This window comes from Salinivibrio sp. VGrn1, assembly GCF_009377995.1.
Taxonomy (GTDB): domain Bacteria; phylum Pseudomonadota; class Gammaproteobacteria; order Enterobacterales; family Vibrionaceae; genus Salinivibrio; species Salinivibrio siamensis.
Window position 1 is genome coordinate 46,740 of record NZ_SATA01000014.1, and the last position, 15,591, is coordinate 62,330.

General features: G+C 48.0%; 15 protein-coding genes, 1 rRNA gene, 1 other RNA gene and 1 pseudogene. 10 read left to right on the top strand and 8 right to left on the bottom strand.

The features are described from left to right. Nucleotides 1-61: 61 nt before the first annotated feature. The 4 genes and pseudogenes from EHW56_RS14795 to smpB form a co-directional block, all read right to left on the bottom strand. Nucleotides 62-967 (bottom strand): hypothetical protein, encoded by a 906-nt coding sequence (locus EHW56_RS14795; protein WP_152800054.1) that lies wholly within the window; start codon nt 965-967, stop codon nt 62-64. A 641-nt stretch (nt 968-1,608) separates the two neighbouring features. Continuing rightward, a pseudogene (locus EHW56_RS14800) lies at nt 1,609-1,734 on the bottom strand (oxidoreductase); the annotation flags it as partial. A 135-nt stretch (nt 1,735-1,869) separates the two neighbouring features. After that, nucleotides 1,870-2,236: a transfer-messenger RNA gene (gene ssrA / locus EHW56_RS14805) on the bottom strand. 47 nt (nt 2,237-2,283) lie between these two features. Continuing rightward, entirely contained in the window at nt 2,284-2,769 is a 486-nt protein-coding gene (gene smpB, locus EHW56_RS14810; RefSeq protein ID WP_046075179.1) for an SsrA-binding protein SmpB, read from the bottom strand. 155 nt (nt 2,770-2,924) lie between these two features. On the opposite strand from smpB, the gene EHW56_RS14815 reads away from it, so the two are divergent. Both EHW56_RS14815 and EHW56_RS14820 read left to right on the top strand, forming a co-directional pair. Further along, the gene (locus EHW56_RS14815; protein ID WP_152800052.1) at nt 2,925-3,356 is read left to right on the top strand and encodes an SRPBCC family protein; all 432 of its coding nucleotides are present in this window, start codon (nt 2,925-2,927) and stop codon (nt 3,354-3,356) included. Further along, nucleotides 3,349-3,699, top strand: coding sequence for an RnfH family protein (locus tag EHW56_RS14820; protein ID WP_046075181.1), 351 nt, complete (start codon nt 3,349-3,351; stop codon nt 3,697-3,699). The genes EHW56_RS14815 and EHW56_RS14820 overlap by 8 nt, the downstream gene beginning before the upstream one ends. Before the next feature lie 82 nt (nt 3,700-3,781). Here the strand turns inward: EHW56_RS14820 and bamE are convergent, their stop codons facing one another. The 3 genes from bamE to nadK form a co-directional block, all read right to left on the bottom strand. Beyond that, on the bottom strand, nt 3,782-4,138 hold the full coding sequence (gene bamE, locus EHW56_RS14825; protein ID WP_046075182.1) for an outer membrane protein assembly factor BamE: 357 nt from the start codon (nt 4,136-4,138) through the stop codon (nt 3,782-3,784). A 253-nt stretch (nt 4,139-4,391) separates the two neighbouring features. Continuing rightward, complete coding sequence (recN, locus tag EHW56_RS14830) at nt 4,392-6,059, bottom strand: DNA repair protein RecN (RefSeq protein ID WP_152800050.1); 1,668 nt, start codon at nt 6,057-6,059, stop codon at nt 4,392-4,394. Between the two features lie 190 nt (nt 6,060-6,249). Next, the gene (gene nadK / locus EHW56_RS14835) at nt 6,250-7,131 is read right to left on the bottom strand and encodes an NAD(+) kinase (protein WP_152797301.1); all 882 of its coding nucleotides are present in this window, start codon (nt 7,129-7,131) and stop codon (nt 6,250-6,252) included. A 173-nt stretch (nt 7,132-7,304) separates the two neighbouring features. On the opposite strand from nadK, the gene grpE reads away from it, so the two are divergent. The 3 genes from grpE to dnaJ all read left to right on the top strand — a co-directional run bounded on the left by grpE (nt 7,305) and on the right by dnaJ (nt 11,338). Next, a complete protein-coding gene (gene grpE / locus EHW56_RS14840; RefSeq protein ID WP_152797303.1) occupies nt 7,305-7,949 on the top strand; it encodes a nucleotide exchange factor GrpE in 645 nt (214 codons plus the stop codon). Between the two features lie 198 nt (nt 7,950-8,147). Then, entirely contained in the window at nt 8,148-10,070 is a 1,923-nt protein-coding gene (dnaK, locus tag EHW56_RS14845) for a molecular chaperone DnaK (protein ID WP_046075186.1), read from the top strand. A gap of 119 nt (nt 10,071-10,189) precedes the next feature. Continuing rightward, entirely contained in the window at nt 10,190-11,338 is a 1,149-nt protein-coding gene (dnaJ, locus tag EHW56_RS14850) for a molecular chaperone DnaJ (RefSeq protein WP_046075187.1), read from the top strand. Nucleotides 11,339-11,424: 86 nt separating this feature from the next. On the opposite strand, the gene EHW56_RS14855 is transcribed toward dnaJ, so the two are convergent. Next, nucleotides 11,425-11,895, bottom strand: a complete 471-nt coding sequence (locus tag EHW56_RS14855; protein ID WP_152800070.1) for a type IV pilin protein — start codon at nt 11,893-11,895, stop codon at nt 11,425-11,427. A 99-nt stretch (nt 11,896-11,994) separates the two neighbouring features. On the opposite strand from EHW56_RS14855, the gene EHW56_RS14860 reads away from it, so the two are divergent. The 5 genes from EHW56_RS14860 to EHW56_RS14880 all read left to right on the top strand — a co-directional run. Continuing rightward, nucleotides 11,995-12,579, top strand: coding sequence for a Tfp pilus assembly protein FimT/FimU (locus tag EHW56_RS14860; protein WP_152800048.1), 585 nt, complete (start codon nt 11,995-11,997; stop codon nt 12,577-12,579). Beyond that, nucleotides 12,566-13,216, top strand: a complete 651-nt coding sequence (locus EHW56_RS14865) for a type II secretion system protein J (RefSeq protein WP_152800047.1) — start codon at nt 12,566-12,568, stop codon at nt 13,214-13,216. The genes EHW56_RS14860 and EHW56_RS14865 overlap by 14 nt, the downstream gene beginning before the upstream one ends. Continuing rightward, on the top strand, nt 13,213-14,604 hold the full coding sequence (locus EHW56_RS14870) for a hypothetical protein (RefSeq protein ID WP_152800045.1): 1,392 nt from the start codon (nt 13,213-13,215) through the stop codon (nt 14,602-14,604). Before EHW56_RS14865 ends, EHW56_RS14870 begins: the two co-directional genes overlap by 4 nt. Nucleotides 14,605-14,608: 4 nt before the next feature. Continuing rightward, nucleotides 14,609-15,040 carry a type II secretion system protein gene (locus tag EHW56_RS14875; protein WP_152800043.1) on the top strand — a complete coding sequence of 144 codons (432 nt, stop codon included), beginning with the start codon at nt 14,609-14,611 and terminating at the stop codon, nt 15,038-15,040. 431 nt (nt 15,041-15,471) lie between these two features. Then, a 16S ribosomal RNA gene (locus EHW56_RS14880) occupies nt 15,472-15,591 on the top strand; the annotation flags it as partial.

Here is a 15,591-nt window from a genome sequence, read left to right on the forward strand (position 1 = left end):
TCTTGCGGTTGTGTAAACACTGCAGGCAAAAGGCAGTGAATTTGCCTGCAGTGTATCGCGCTTACTTGATGGTGAAGCCTAAATAAGCTTCGAACTCATTATTGTCAAACGCGTTACGATCTTTAGCTGTACCTTTGGCATCCGTATAATTCCAACTTAATACCTCATAGGTTACCCCAGCATGCCAAGAGAAGTTATCATTAACTTGCTTTTTAAACTCGAGCTGAGGTTGGATGTGTACATCTGCCGTCGTTAGGTCTCTTTCTGGGAGATGATCGGCGTAAAGCATCGTCTCAACATTAAATGACACGTTGTCGGCAAGAGGAAGAGAGTAAGTCAAATAATCCTCGGTGCCAATTTGATATTGATATTCGTCGGCAGGTTCGTGGTAATAGTTGAAGTTATACCAAGCGAGTTCGAGGTTCCAGTGCTCAGACAGATCGCCGAATAGGTAAAAGTTGGTTTCGACGCCACTTTTATTTTTCAAACTCTCATCATTATTATTGCCAAGCTGTGCCCATAATTCGATGCCGAATGAAAAATCTTTTCCACCAAGAATAATATCTTTACTAAAATAAGGCTGAAGGACATATTTCTTTGTATCCGAAGAGTCAGAGCCATTGCTGGCTTGCCATGATGCATCATAATAAAAAATGTAGTTCATTAATGCGTCAAAACTTCCCAGGGGGCTTATCCCTTGCGCAACGGCAAACTTTGTATCCCAACCCTCTTTCCTTGCTTCTCCTTCTTTTCTAATGAAATCTTTATCTACGTCAAAAACAAAGCGGTAGTTATCACTGAGTTTATAAGCCCCTTTACCGATCGTGACTTCAGTATAAGTGTTACCATTTTCAAAATCATTAATCTTGACTTCACTGGTCAGTGAACCCAATTCACCGGCAAAGCCAGTGGTGCTGGCAAGCATGATTGCAGCGGCAATCGCTGTTTTTTGGATAGTATTACTCACTTTAAAGTATCCCTTCTTTAAAAAAACATCTGAGTACTGTCGCGTTTTAATTATTCCTCGTGCACGCATTACGCCATTGAACATAACGATATACGTATCGGCTTTTTTATCCGATAAAAAACACTTAGCGACAGTCTATTCCTTGACGTTCGCTTATCTATTAGCGATGTAAGCGTCATCCACTTGTGTCGAGTGAATGTGGATTTATGCTAGCAATGCGTCAGTAACATGACAACGGTGTTAATAATGAGTTAAGTGTCAATTAGTATTTTTGCTCTATTTTTTCTGCTGGAAGTCGCACCAATCACCATTCAGGTTTTGTTCAGCTCGAATAAATGACCAATATAAGGGATAAAAAAAGTACTAACCCCTATGTGATTGAATTTTTAGTAATCGATTACTCGACAAGTGCTCTTTTTAGTAGTGATAAGCATCGTTTGTGAATTTTTATTCATTTATAGCAGTAAAGAGAGTAGGCGGGTCTCTTTATAGTTAGGAGTTATATAAAAATGGAAAGCATAATTATCCAGGGATTAATCAGGCCATAGTGGAAGCAGGCTGAAGAGTAAGAGTGGTGATATTGTGTAGTTATCACTTCACGCGGATGAGGAGGGAGCCAAGAATTTGCTGCCTACGGTATCCATGGCACCTGCCCCGTCACTCGCACCGGTAACAAGTATCGTCCCGTCTATCGGTTGGGCATCAAGTAAGGCTTGGACACAGAGCATGGCGGTTAAGCCAGTGGTACCTAACATCATGACTTGCTTGAGAGTAACGACGTACCACTTTCCCAGTTTGTATCACAGGTATGTAGCTCACTGGCATACAAAGCGCTTAACGCTCAAGCTATAAACTTAAAAAAGGCCGGTAAATCAGAGATTTACCGGCCTTTTCCAAACGTTTGGTGGAGCTGGCGGGAGTTGAACCCGCGTCCAGAATCAGTCTAACCAATGGCGCTACATGCTTAGTTTGTCTTTAATCTCGTCAGTGTGCTGCGGACAAACACGCCACACAAAGACATACCCAACTTAGTTTTAACGCTTCAGCTCTTGGGTCAAAGCATCCACGCGATCCTGTTTGGTTTTGACTATCCTGAATCCCCGTCCTACAGGCGGAGGCTAGGGAGGATAGGCACTCAACAGGTTATTAAGCTGCTAGTGCGTAGTTTTCGTCGTTTGCGACTATTTTTTTGCGGCTTTTTACGAGGCCAACCGCCCCTCGGCATGCTCCACGGGCCTTCTCAATCCTGTCGAATCCTGAATCAGCCCCAGAGTGTGAGCGGCAGAGTCTAACAGATTGATCTGCCGCGTCAACGATTAACGCGCTGCGTTTTTCATGATCCTGGACTTTTGACGTTGCCAGTCTCTGTCTTTCGCTGTATCGCGCTTATCGTGTAACTTCTTACCTTTTGCCAACCCTATCTTCAGTTTAGCAAAAGATTGTTTCCAGTATAAAGACAGTGCCACCACCGTGAAACCGTCTCGATTTACCTTGCCGAGCAAGGTATCAAGCTCACGCCGTTTAAGCAATAGCTTACGGGTGCGCTGCGGATCGGCCACCACGTGCGTGGAGGCGACATTAAGCGGGGTAATGGTAGCCCCGAACAAGAAGGCTTCCCCGTCTTTTAACAACACATAGCTTTCACTGATATTGGCTTTACCTGCTCGGAGTGCTTTCACCTCCCAACCTTGTAGCTCAAGCCCTGCCTCGAAGTCATCTTCAATGAAGTATTCAAAGCGCGCTTTTTTATTCAGTGCAATGGTGTTGCTGTTTGCTTTGTTCTTTGCGTTTTTCTTAGCCATAGTGTGCGCATTATAAAGGCGATATATCGAAGAATGAAAGGATTATCGCACTCAGTGGGAGAAAGAGTCTGACTTTATCCGCGATGTGGGTTGTGAGCATTGGTCTCAATCAGTCTCGATGGTATTATTTCGCGGTTAACTTGCAAGGAGTCCCTATGCCGCAAATCATCCGCTCGGCTTTAGTGCCGTACAGTGCTGAGCAAATGTTTGCCTTGGTGAACGATGTTGAATCCTATCCTGCTTTCTTGCCTGGGTGTGTGAGTACCCGTCTCATTGAGCAGACAGACACCACCATGGTTGCGTCGTTAGATGTGGCAAAAGCGGGCATAAAGAAAACATTTACCACTAAGAATTATCTGGTGGATAACAGCCGAATTGATATGACGCTGGTGGATGGACCATTTAAACGCTTGAGTGGTGGCTGGAAATTCACGCCACTATCAAGCGATGCGTGTAAAATCGAATTAGATCTCGAGTTTGAGTTTACTAACCGCTTGGTTGAAGCTGCCTTTGGCCGTATCTTCAGCGAGTTAACCAGCAGTATGGTGAAGGCGTTTACAGAGCGAGCGAAAGAGATTTATGAGTGAAGAGACATTGCTGCATGTTGAAGTGGTTTACCCGTTGCCTAATGAGCAGCGCATCTTCAACTGCGTGGTGAAGCCCGACTCGACGGTGGAAGATATTATTCGTCAATCAGGTGTCTTAAGCGCCTATCCGGAGATTGATCTTGCGACCAACAAGGTTGGGGTATTTAGCCGACCGGTGAAACTAGACGCGCAAGTGCGCGACGGGGATCGCATTGAGATTTACCGGCCGCTGCAAGCCGACCCGAAAGAGATCCGCCGTCGCCGCGCCGAACGCGCGAAACAAGAGGGGAAAGCCGATCCTGTCACCGGGGGCCGTGTTGATTCCCAGCGCAAACGCTCGTAACGGGGCAAAAAGAAAGGCGCCGAGCGGCGCCTTTACTAAAGGATGAATATATAGCGGCATCAGAGTGCCGGATGCATCACCGTTACTGAACGGCTTCGAAAAATTGCTCGCCCGGCTCGAAATCACCGTCCATGTTGACTAATTGGTTATTATCGTCAAAGGAGAGGACCAGATCTTTTTGTGTCGGCGCTTCATGGCCAGGTTGTTGCCATTGCACAAAGTACCAAGTGTTGGGGTAGCCTGACTCAACGAGCATAGGAGGGCCGAGAAGGAACTTAACCTGCTCTTTGGTCATGCCAAATTTCAAGGCGTCCACGGCCTTTTCTTCAATGTAATTTCCTTGGTTTATATCCACTCGATAAACCAGTTTTTCGGCATAAGAGCAGCCCATCATGGCAATCGCCATCAGAGAGGCAACGGCGGCTTTAGTCCAACCCATAGTTAATATCTTCACTGTCTTTTGATGGCAAATCACGTCTTTCGAAGACGCTTAGCAGTTCGTGCCTGCTGGCTTTCGCGCCCCGAGTATAATCAAGCAGAGAATATATGTAAAAAACCTGCTAACGACCAGCGTTTGGACGATGATAATGTGAAAAAGTTCGACGTGTGTAAGGAAATAACCGAGAAAAGCAGAGCTAGTGCACTTTTCTCGGTTTGAATGTCACATTCAACGCTGTTTTGACTTGGCAGAATCAAGCGGCCACTAGAAGATCTTCCGCGTTTGCGAGGGTGCGATCAGTGATTTCACTGCCGCCCAGTAACCGCGCAAGTTCACTAATTCGTGCCTGATAGTCGAGCGGGTACATACGGGTCGTGGTGCTGCCTTTCTCTGTGTCTTTGGCAACAAACATTTGCTGATGGCCACAGCCTGCGACTTGCGGCAAGTGGGTGACGCACATCACTTGGGTGGAGTCGCCAAGTTGACGCAAGAGTTTGCCCACAATCGCTGCTGTAGGTCCACTGATCCCTACATCAACCTCATCAAAGATAAGGCTTGGTGTTTCAACCTTCTGGGCAGTGATCACTTGAATGGCGAGCGAGATCCGAGAGAGCTCGCCGCCGGATGCTACTTTAGCCAGTGGCTGTAAAGGCTGACCTGGGTTCGTCGACACAAGAAACGCCACAGCATCGCCACCCAGTGGGCTGAGGTGGGTTTCCGCTCTATTCTCGACTTGGATCTCGAAGCTACCATGTTCCATGCTCAGCTGGTGCATGCTTTGCGTGATCAGTTTGTTCAATTCTTTGGCATAGCGGCGGCGGCTTTTGCTTAATTTCTCAGCGGTGTCGAGGCAGTCAGCAAACTGCTTGTCCACATCGGCTTGCAATTGCTCAATCGCCTCATCGTTATGTCCCAGTTTCTCCAACTCTTGAATCAATTGTTGATGCGTTTCATATAATGCATCGGGCTGCACCTGATGTTTACGCGCCAAACTCATGATAGTGCTCATGCGCTGATCTAGATACTGAAGGCGTTGAGGATCCATATCGAGTTGATCAAGATAACTGCTCACTTCTTGACTCGTCTCTTGCGTTTGGATCCGCGCCTCTTCAAGCATCTCAGCGAGCGGTGAAAAGTGATTGTCCATCGCGGCTAATTCACTTAAACGCTGTTGAGCGGCGGTCAATAAACTTAGGGTGTTAGTTTCTTCGCCTTCACTGAGTAGATCCACTACCGCCTGACTGGTCATGGCGATATCACCACTGTTCGATAAGCGCTTGTGTTCTTCTTCAATGTGTTGGTATTCCTCTTCACCCAATGCGAGTTCATTGAGTTCACCCACTTGATATTCCAATAGCTGTTGCTGAGCATCAATGTCATCTTTTTTCTTGATCAATGCTTTTAGCTCATTTTTAGTACGGCGCCAACGCTGATAGCGTGTCGCCATTTTATCCAGCAAAGACTGGTGACCGGCGTATTGATCCAACAAGGTAATCTGGTGTTCGGGACGTAACAGCTGTTGATGCGCATGCTGACCGTGGATATTAATCAATAACTGCCCAAGCGCTTTTTGTTGTGAGGCGGGAACCGGGTTTCCGTTAATGTATGCGCGTGAACGGCCTTCTTTGGTGATCACACGCCTTAGAATGCAATCGTCGCCGTCTTCGAGTTCGTTATCTTGTAGCCAGCGACGCGCGGCACTGTTTTGCTCTAAGGTGAAACTGGCAGAAATCTCTGCGCGCTTTTCACCCGGGCGCACCATATTGGCATCGGCACGATCGCCAAGGCACAAACCCAGCGCATCGATAGAAATGGATTTACCCGCCCCGGTCTCACCGGTGATCGCCGTCATGCCTTTACTAAACTCCAGCTCCAAGGATTTAACGATGGCAAAGTTTTGAATGGTTATATCGGCTAACATAGTAAACACCTGTATCTATCAACAACTGTGTATAGATACAGTATATACTGTTTTTTCATCCAGTGAATACTGTTTAGCAAGAATTGTTGTGAATGCGATGAACAGCACAAAAATTGTGCATGAAAAAAGCAGGAAGACCTGCTCTTTATCGGATGCGGAGAATAAGAATAAGTATAAGGAAGTGGCTAGCTTAAAATAGCTTAGAAGACCAACCCAGTTTTTTACGTAAGGTGTTGTAATAATTATAGTCTTGAGGATGAATGAGCTTGAGAGTGGCCGGGCTTTTGTAAATATGTACCTCATCACCTGGGTTGACTGGCAAAGAGACCTGACCATCACAGCTCACTTCCAACGTGCCGCGGTTATCTGGGGAAACCAGTAATTTTATACGGCGGTTGCCATCGACGACCAGCGGGCGGCTTGACAGTGTATGCGGAAACATAGGCACGAGCGAAATCGCGTTGAGGCTGGGAGATAAAATGGGGCCACCGCCGGACAAGCTATAGGCTGTTGAGCCTGTGGGGGTCGAGATAATAATCCCGTCTGAGCGCTGAGAGAAGGCAAACTGCTCGTTAATGTACACCTCAAATTCAATCATGTGCGCGACTTGCCCGGGGTGAAGCACTGCTTCATTCAATGAGGCGTTATGACTTTTTACCTGATCATGGCGATGGATTTCGGTTTCAAGCAAAAAACGGTCTTCGTCCACGTAATCGCCGTTTAATACCGCTTCTAGCGCATGTTCGAAGGCTTCGGGATCTAAGTCGGTGAGAAAGCCGAGGTTACCGCGGTTTACCCCGATCACCTTGATATCGCAGCGAGACAATACGCGGGCAGCACCTAACATGTTACCGTCCCCGCCGATCACAATGGCCAAGTCAGCGTGTTGGCCAATGCTGACCAGATCCAAATAATGTGCATCCGGCAAACCCAGGTTAGTGCTTAAACGTGTATCGATACACACGTCATAATCGCGCTCGATAAGCCAATGGTAGAGGCCTATGTGTGTGTTAACCGCTTCCGGGTTACGAGGTTTGCCAATTAAGGCAATGCGCTGGAATGGTGTCGACATAATTAGGATCTCATCGTTATTTGAGCTCAGTATAACGCGGGAAAAAAGCGATTGTCGTGATTTGCGTTATGTGGGCGGTTGAATCACAAAGATTCATCCCCATAATACTTCCGTCAATCAAGTTGAATAGTCCCAGTGGCGTGCTGGGCAATGCCATTTGTGTCGGAGTGATCATGAGCGAAGAACAGAAAGTGAAGCAAGAGCAGGAAGCGATGAAAAACGCGCAAGCTGCTGAAGCCAAAGGTACAGAGCAGGCCGCTGAGCAACAAGCAAGTAGTGGTGCAGACATTGAGCATGAGGAAACCGCAGCCATGATTGCACGTATCACCGAACTTGAAGCGGCGCTCGAGGCGAGCGAAGCCAAGGTGCAAGAGCAGCAAGACAGTGTGCTGCGTGCCCGTGCAGACGTGGACAACATGCGTCGTCGTACCGAGCAAGAAGTGGATAAGGCGCGCAAGTTTGCCTTAGAAAAATTCGCCGGTGAGCTTTTACCTGTGATTGATAACCTTGAGCGTGCCGTGGAGATGGCCGACAAAGAAGACGAATCAATCAAGCCAATGGTGGAAGGGGTTGAGCTGACGCTGAAAACCATGATGGATACCATCGATAAGTTTGGGTTGAAAGCGATCGACCCGCAAGGTCAGCCGTTTGACCCTGAATTGCATCAGGCCATGACCATCCAAGAAAGCGCGGAGCATGAGCCAAACACCGTGATGATGGTGATGCAAAAAGGTTATGAGTTAAACGGCCGTGTTGTGCGCCCAGCCATGGTGATGGTGTCTAAAGCGCCGCAAGGTAACGTAGAAGAAAAAGCCTAACGAGGGCGCTGAAGAAGGCACTTTGCCGAACTCGATTCGGTGTTTTTTTTGCCTTCTCCCCTTGAAAAGCATTTGGCTGCCCTTATTTAAACGGCAGCACTAAATAAAAATTGCGGTGAGGGGGTTGAACCTCTCACAGTTACCCCCACATAAGGGGTAACGCATTAAAGCCACAGAACGAATTTCGGAGAGCACCAGATGGGTAAAATCATTGGTATTGACTTGGGTACAACCAACTCATGTGTCGCCGTACTTGACGGTGAAAAAACGCGCGTCATTGAGAACGCAGAGGGTGATCGTACAACACCATCGGTTATCGCTTACACACAAGATGGTGAAACACTTGTCGGCCAGCCTGCGAAGCGCCAGGCAGTGACAAACCCAGAAAACACCCTGTTTGCTATCAAGCGTCTGATCGGCCGCCGCTTCGAAGATGAAGAAGTGCAGCGTGATATCAGCATCATGCCTTACAAAATTGTTAAGGCAGATAACGGTGACGCTTGGGTTGAGGCGAAAGGCCAAAAAATGGCTGCGCCACAGGTGTCTGCTGAAGTCCTGAAGAAAATGAAGAAAACCGCTGAAGATTTCCTCGGTGAGGAAGTGACTGGCGCGGTAATTACTGTCCCTGCTTACTTTAACGACTCACAGCGTCAAGCAACCAAAGATGCTGGTCGTATCGCAGGCCTAGAAGTTAAACGTATCATCAACGAGCCAACAGCTGCGGCACTGGCTTATGGTCTAGACAAAAAAGGCGGCGATCGCACAATCGCTGTGTATGACCTAGGTGGTGGTACCTTCGATATCTCTATCATCGAAATCGATGAGGTAGATGGCGAGCAAACGTTCGAAGTATTGGCAACAAACGGTGACACGCACCTTGGTGGTGAAGACTTCGATAACCGTTTGATCACCTACTTGGTTGACGAGTTCAAAAAAGAGCAAGGTATCGACCTACGTCAAGACCCGCTAGCGATGCAGCGTGTCAAAGAAGCGGCTGAGAAAGCGAAGATTGAACTGTCTTCAGCACAGCAAACAGACGTGAACTTGCCTTATGTGACGGCGGACGCAACCGGTCCTAAGCACATGAACATCAAAGTTACGCGTGCCAAGCTAGAATCACTGGTTGAAGAGCTGGTTCAGCGTTCACTTGAGCCAATGAAAGTGGCACTGGCTGATGCGGAGCTATCAGTTGACGAAATCACTGACGTTATCTTGGTCGGCGGTCAAACTCGTATGCCAATGGTACAGGCCAAAGTGGCAGAGTACTTCGGTAAGGATGCACGTAAAGACGTGAACCCTGATGAAGCCGTTGCCATGGGTGCCGCGGCACAAGGTGGCGTACTGTCTGGTGATGTAAAAGACGTACTGCTGCTTGACGTGACCCCGCTTTCACTGGGTATCGAAACCATGGGCGGTGTGATGACCAAGCTGATTGAGAAAAACACCACGATCCCAACCAAGGCGAATCAGGTGTTCTCGACGGCAGAAGACAACCAAAGCGCGGTAACGATCCACGTGATTCAGGGTGAGCGTAAGCAAGCCATGCATAACAAATCACTGGGTCAGTTCAACCTTGAGGGCATCCAGCCTGCGCCACGTGGTGTGCCACAAATTGAAGTAACCTTCGATTTGAACGCCGACGGTATCTTGAACGTGTCTGCTGCTGATAAGCAAACGGGTCAAGAGCAGAAGATCACTATTCAAGCGTCTGGCGGTCTGAGCGACGAAGACGTTGAAAAGATGGTTCAAGAAGCAGAAGCGAATAAAGAAGCGGACAAGAAGTTCGAAGAGCTAGTGACTGCGCGTAACCAAGCTGACCAGCTGGTTCACGGTACACGTAAGCAAATGGACGAAGCGGGTGACAAACTGCCTGCGGAAGACAAAGAGAAGATCGAAACCGCCATTTCTGAGCTAGAAACCGCGCGTAACGGTGAAGATAAAGAAGACATCGACGCGAAGGTTCAAGCACTGGTTGCCGCTTCATCAAAATTGATGGAAATCGCGCAGCAGCAAGCTCAAGATGAGCAGGCGCAGCAAGACGCCGGTGCTGATTCAGCAAAACAAGACGACGATGTTGTCGATGCTGAGTTCGAAGAAGTTAAAGACGACGACAAGAAATAAGCGAAAGCACTGTCGTTAATAAGCACGGGCGTAGGGGAGCAATCTCCTTCGCCCGTCGTTTTATCAAACAGTGAATTGAACGTCTTTGTTTTGTTGACGTAAACAGGTGCAGTCAGACCATGTCTAAAAGAGATTTGTATGAAGTGCTCGGCTTAAGCCGCGATGCAAGCGAGCGCGATATTAAAAAAGCCTATAAGCGGCTGGCGATGAAATATCACCCAGACCGCAACAAAGGCGATGATGCCGCCGACCAGTTTAAAGAAATCAAGTTGGCCTACGAAGTGCTGACCGACCCGCAAAAACGTGCAGCCTATGACCAATATGGTCATGCCGCCTTTGAGCAAGGTGGTATGGGAGGCGGCGGCTTCGGCGGCGGAGGCTTCGGCGGAGGTGCTGACTTTAGCGATATTTTTGGTGACGTATTCGGCGATATATTCGGCGGAGGTCGTCGTGGTGGTCAGCAACGCGCGCAACGTGGTGCCGATTTACGCTACAACATGGAGCTTACCTTGGAAGAGGCGGTCCGTGGCGTCAGCAAAGAGATCGAAGTGCCTACTTATGTCGGGTGTAAAACCTGTGATGGCAGTGGGGCGAAACCGGGCTCGAAAAAACAAACTTGTGGGACTTGTAACGGGATCGGCCAAGTGCAAATGCGCCAAGGTTTCTTCGCGGTCCAACAAGCGTGTCCAACGTGTCATGGTAGCGGGACCATTATTAAAGACCCTTGTAATAGCTGCCACGGCCAAGGTCGCGTAAAAGAAACCAAGCACCTAAATGTGAAAATTCCTGCAGGTGTCGATACGGGCGATCGCATTCGCTTATCTGGTGAGGGAGAAGCCGGTGAAAACGGTGCTCCGGCGGGTGATTTGTATGTTCAAGTGCACGTCCGCGAACACCATATTTTCACCCGTGATGGTAACAACCTCTACTGCGAAGTACCGGTGAGCTTCACCATGGCAGCGCTCGGTGGCGAGGTTGAAGTCCCTACGTTAGATGGCCGTGTTAGCCTAAAAGTCCCAGCAGAGACACAAACGGGCCGCATGTTCCGTATGCGCGGTAAAGGGGTGCAGTCAGTTCGTGGTGGCGGTGTTGGCGATCTCATCTGCAAAATGGTGGTCGAGACTCCCGTTAACTTGAGTAGCCGACAAAAAGAGCTGCTTCAAGAACTGGAAGAGTCGTTTAGCGGCACTGAAGCGAAAAAGCACAAGCCAAAATCAGAAGGCTTTTTTGACGGTGTGAAGAAGTTTTTTGATGATTTGACCGGATAAACGCTTAGCCTGACAGACATTAAAGCGTCATCTGTGAATCACAATTGCGAATAGTGAATAGCCAGCCTTGTGCTGGCTATTTTTTATCACGGCTTCGGACTACCGTCAGACTGCGTGTTACGCTGGGGTAAAGGGCAGGAAGTGCTTGATGCTGTCGTTGTCACCAACCCATTAGGATAAAGCACCAGCTGACCACATGGATCATCGCGTTGCTGGCTATCCTCCCTAGGAGTTGCCGTAATCTTATATTCTCGTTTCCCGCCGTAAACTCTAAACTGATACTCCGTGGATAACTGACAATCAGGGCACAATGCGTGTTCCTCTAACACCGCAGAGTCGGACTCTGTTGGGTATTGTTCTGTCGTTATGAATCGCGTTTCCACCCAAGCTTGTAACTGAATCAAATGCCGAGTCGCTTCTTTCCTGACTTGTGTTTGTTGGTAGTCCGAGTAATGGGGGACGGTGATCCCCACTAATGTTGCGATTATCGCCAGTACCAATAACATCTCGACCAATGTCACTCCACGATGCAAATAGTGGTGAGGAGATGTGTGCATTTTCGTTAGCCTCTCGAAGACTTGATAACTAAAACGTTAGAGAGCCTAGGGCAGTGGTACGCTGCGCTCAATCGACGAGTAAGGATCTTGGGAGGCAGTATGCGTTTTCGAATCGTCGTCTCAAATCAAAAATTGAGACGAAATAACGGAGTAACGCTTATTGAGTCGTTAGTTGCACTGAGTGTGTTGGCTGTTATTTGTGCTGTTGCGTTTCCCCATTTTAGCAATGTACGCCAATCGACATTGATTGCTAGCCGGAGTGCAGAGCTTGCAAGCTTATTCCAGCTGGCTCAAAGCCGCGCGATCAGTGAGAACCAAGCTTATTATTTATATTTACAAAGAAATGAACATATTCAGTGTATTATTGCAAGCTACTCAGAGCACAAAGGTGCCGCTGCCAATCAGGAAAGCGTGACGCCATTGATCAATTGCCAGCAAACGGTATCACCCATGGTGCGGATCCCAGAGAAGATCGCCCTACAGAAGAAAGTATCCAAGGGATGGGAGCCTTTGCCTGAAGGCGAACTATTCGAAATTGATTTTAGGACTCAACGGCCGAACCTCAATCTCACGCTCGGATTAGGCGCTAATCAAACGAGCTCGCCAGACTACATAGTGATGGTTCGTCAGTATCTTGGCTTTCGCGCTTGTCAACGGGTAAGGGATGACAATGCGTGCGGTTAATTGTGACGGTTATTCATTGATTGAGCTGTTAGTCGGGCTTTCCGTGAGCATAATGATAACCATGGCGGCGCTTGCGTTAATGACAACAGCAACAACAACTCAAAGTCGCTTGGATGGTAAAACGGTATTGTCTTTAGAAATAAGTCGGCTACTGACGTGGATGGAATCTGATATTCGTCGTGCTGGTCTGTGTTATCAATGTGGTGACACCTCGCCTTACCATTTTAAGCATGGTAGCCGTTCTCATCTTCTTGCTATCGGTGGCGAGCTCAATCAATCTGAGGGGCAATGTTTGCGGTTTTCCTACCAACAAACCGAGACCTATCCCACACACTCCATGGGTAAAGATGATGCTAAAGGGTTTCGATTCGATGCGGATTCACAAGCGATAGAAATCTATGAAAATCATCGAGAGATCAAGAACTGGTCATGTGAATCAACGTATTGGCGAGATATCTCTTCACATGCGCTGAAGATAAATTATTTAACGTTTTCTCGTGATGAACAACGCACGGCTAGCGGGCGGGTTGTGACCTCGCTGACGATCAAGCTTTCTGCGGCTTTGAGAGATAAGCCTAGTGAAAGTGAAACCCTCTCTCGCACACTGGTGCTCGTTAACACGGTTCATCCATCATGAAACAGGTAAAAAGAGGGAAGGGAAACAATGGTATAGCAACCCTGGCGGTAGTAGCCAGTATTGCACTAATTACGCTTTTGATGGTGTTTGGTGTCAGTCGCCGTGTGGTTAATGATATTCAACAGGCTCAAGCGCGGATCAAAACAGAGCGCTCACTTTCAAAAGCCTGGGCGGCACTCGACTGTGCGGTGGCAAAAATATATCAAGACGGCCTCGACCTCTCATCCGGTGATGCAACTGAAGGACTTAAACAGTTATCTGAATGCCAAGGAGTGGCAAACAGTCGCTTGCAGTTAGCGCGGTGGCAGAATAATCCCTCATTGTGGCGTTTGAGTGCTCATTCAAAACACCAGCAAGTAGGAGTGACATTGCAAGGTGCAGGTGGCGGCAAAGCGGCTGCGTTTGTCACTTCAGGTTCAGTGTTATTTTACGGAGCCAATGTGTGGCGACCGGCCGAAGGGAAAAAGCGGGAGGATGGTCGCTATGAGTGTCAATCCATTATTGCCGGTGGTGATGTGCTGATTAGCCCCAAAAAGCCAGGTGAACCAGATAAAAGTAATCAGGAGAATCAAAAGAACGGAAGCAAAAACACATTTACCGTCCACTTAGAAGAGGGTAAAGAATGTGCAGATGAGTATAAAACTAAAGTCGATTATGGCGAAGTTGCGGATAGCCGCGATGAGACAAGGAAGCTGCTGAAAAAAGATGTGAAAACCAACGTCGAGGGGATGGATGTATTCCAAGACTACTTTGGTGTCCCGCGTTCACGATGGCCGATTGCCAAAGAACAGTTTATCGACCAAGGTGGGGTGGCCGTTGATACGCATGGCGACGCATCGAAGTGTTTTGACACATTGGTGGAGGCTGTGGGACAAGGGCAATCTAACGTTAAAGTATGGGTCAATGGTCCTTGTGATTTAAGCCGAGGAGGAAAGCTGCCATTGGCGAATGACTCGCCGATCTTATTGGTTGTACAAGACGGTATTATGGCGCTACGTGGTGCGATGAACCCATTTAATGGTGTCATCTATCAATTTAATCCCACGCTGAACGCGAATGAGTTTGCGAGGCAATGGGGCATGGATAGCTCTCAGAGTGGGCAGTTGTCATGCACGCACAGTGATGCGACGATTCGCGAGCTTTGCCAGAATATCACTGCCAATGTTAAAAAACCGCAGCAGGCAAGTCGCGTCCCCTTCTGGTTTGATGGCAGTTTTAAAACCAATGGTGCATTTATTATCGATGTCCCCGATGGCAATACTCTCGTAAATAGTTCGTTAGTTGCCAATTATGACGATGGTAACAAGAGTGCTAGTTTTGAGGGACTTGGACAGTTAAGGCCCTTACCAAATAGCTATTACAACCTGACACCACCTAGTGGAGGATAAGACGATGAAGTGTCAATCCGGTTTCTCCTTCTTAGAAATACTGATTGCGCTGGTCCTGGTGGTGGTGACTGGAGCGGGGGTCTATACCCTGACTGCCGATATTCAAGCGAAGCAACATAATGTCCGCTTAGCCGAAGGAGCGATGCATCTCGCGAGTGCTCAGTTAGCCCACTGGCGATTGATGAACACGGGAGCGTCCTGTAATGGAAGTAAGAGTGGGAACATAGTGTTAGGCAGCTTAGCGCAGTGTTTGATCAACACGGAGGGGACCGTGTATGAATTAGATGTGTCTGAGACAAAAAATATACTTTCCAACAGCGATGGTGTGTATGCAAAAAAACTCACACTACTCGTTCGCTGGCAGGACAGTCGTGCTCGTAAGCAGACGATGAGCTTTTATTTCACGGGCTCAACACTGAGGAATCAAGCGCCCTAGTCGTTATCTTTTGTGTTGCGTTGAGATAAAAAGAGGAATATTGGCTGCTTTTTGTCCGCTTGAAATGTTTTTATCAAAAACCCCTTGCGTCAAAAAATCACCTCTCTATAATGCGCTCTCGTTGGCACGGCAAGCCGCGCTAACAACGGCAAAATAAACAAGCAAAACAAAATGCTTGACTTGTTGCCAAAGTGGCGTAAGATGCCACTCCCGCTCAAGATTGAGCGGCGCTCTTTAACAATTTGACCTATTCAATCTGTGTGGGCACTCGTTGAGAATAGAGAAAAAGATTTATTCGATGAACTGAGTGACCAAACGACAACTTTAATAGTTGTTCGGCACAGTCAATTCGTTTGTCTCGTAAGAGACGAACAAAACAGTATTTATCGAGCCGTTTGTCTTTCCTTTTGGGAAAGCAAACACCAAAACTTAAATTGAAGAGTTTGATCATGGCTCAGATTGAACGCTGGCGGCAGGCCTAACACATGCAAGTCGAGCGGAAACGGCAGTATTGAAGCTTCGGTGGATTTACTGGACGTCGAGCGGCGGAC

Coding starts and splice junctions, on each gene's coding strand:
- smpB (WP_046075179.1), bottom strand. CDS start 2,769: ATGGCTAAGAAAAACGCAAAGAACAAAGCAAACAGCAACACCATTGCA.
- EHW56_RS14815 (WP_152800052.1), top strand. CDS start 2,925: ATGCCGCAAATCATCCGCTCGGCTTTAGTGCCGTACAGTGCTGAGCAA.
- EHW56_RS14820 (WP_046075181.1), top strand. CDS start 3,349: ATGAGTGAAGAGACATTGCTGCATGTTGAAGTGGTTTACCCGTTGCCT.
- bamE (WP_046075182.1), bottom strand. CDS start 4,138: ATGGGTTGGACTAAAGCCGCCGTTGCCTCTCTGATGGCGATTGCCATG.
- recN (WP_152800050.1), bottom strand. CDS start 6,059: ATGTTAGCCGATATAACCATTCAAAACTTTGCCATCGTTAAATCCTTG.
- nadK (WP_152797301.1), bottom strand. CDS start 7,131: ATGTCGACACCATTCCAGCGCATTGCCTTAATTGGCAAACCTCGTAAC.
- grpE (WP_152797303.1), top strand. CDS start 7,305: ATGAGCGAAGAACAGAAAGTGAAGCAAGAGCAGGAAGCGATGAAAAAC.
- dnaK (WP_046075186.1), top strand. CDS start 8,148: ATGGGTAAAATCATTGGTATTGACTTGGGTACAACCAACTCATGTGTC.
- dnaJ (WP_046075187.1), top strand. CDS start 10,190: ATGTCTAAAAGAGATTTGTATGAAGTGCTCGGCTTAAGCCGCGATGCA.
- EHW56_RS14855 (WP_152800070.1), bottom strand. CDS start 11,895: ATGCACACATCTCCTCACCACTATTTGCATCGTGGAGTGACATTGGTC.
- EHW56_RS14860 (WP_152800048.1), top strand. CDS start 11,995: ATGCGTTTTCGAATCGTCGTCTCAAATCAAAAATTGAGACGAAATAAC.
- EHW56_RS14865 (WP_152800047.1), top strand. CDS start 12,566: ATGCGTGCGGTTAATTGTGACGGTTATTCATTGATTGAGCTGTTAGTC.
- EHW56_RS14870 (WP_152800045.1), top strand. CDS start 13,213: ATGAAACAGGTAAAAAGAGGGAAGGGAAACAATGGTATAGCAACCCTG.
- EHW56_RS14875 (WP_152800043.1), top strand. CDS start 14,609: ATGAAGTGTCAATCCGGTTTCTCCTTCTTAGAAATACTGATTGCGCTG.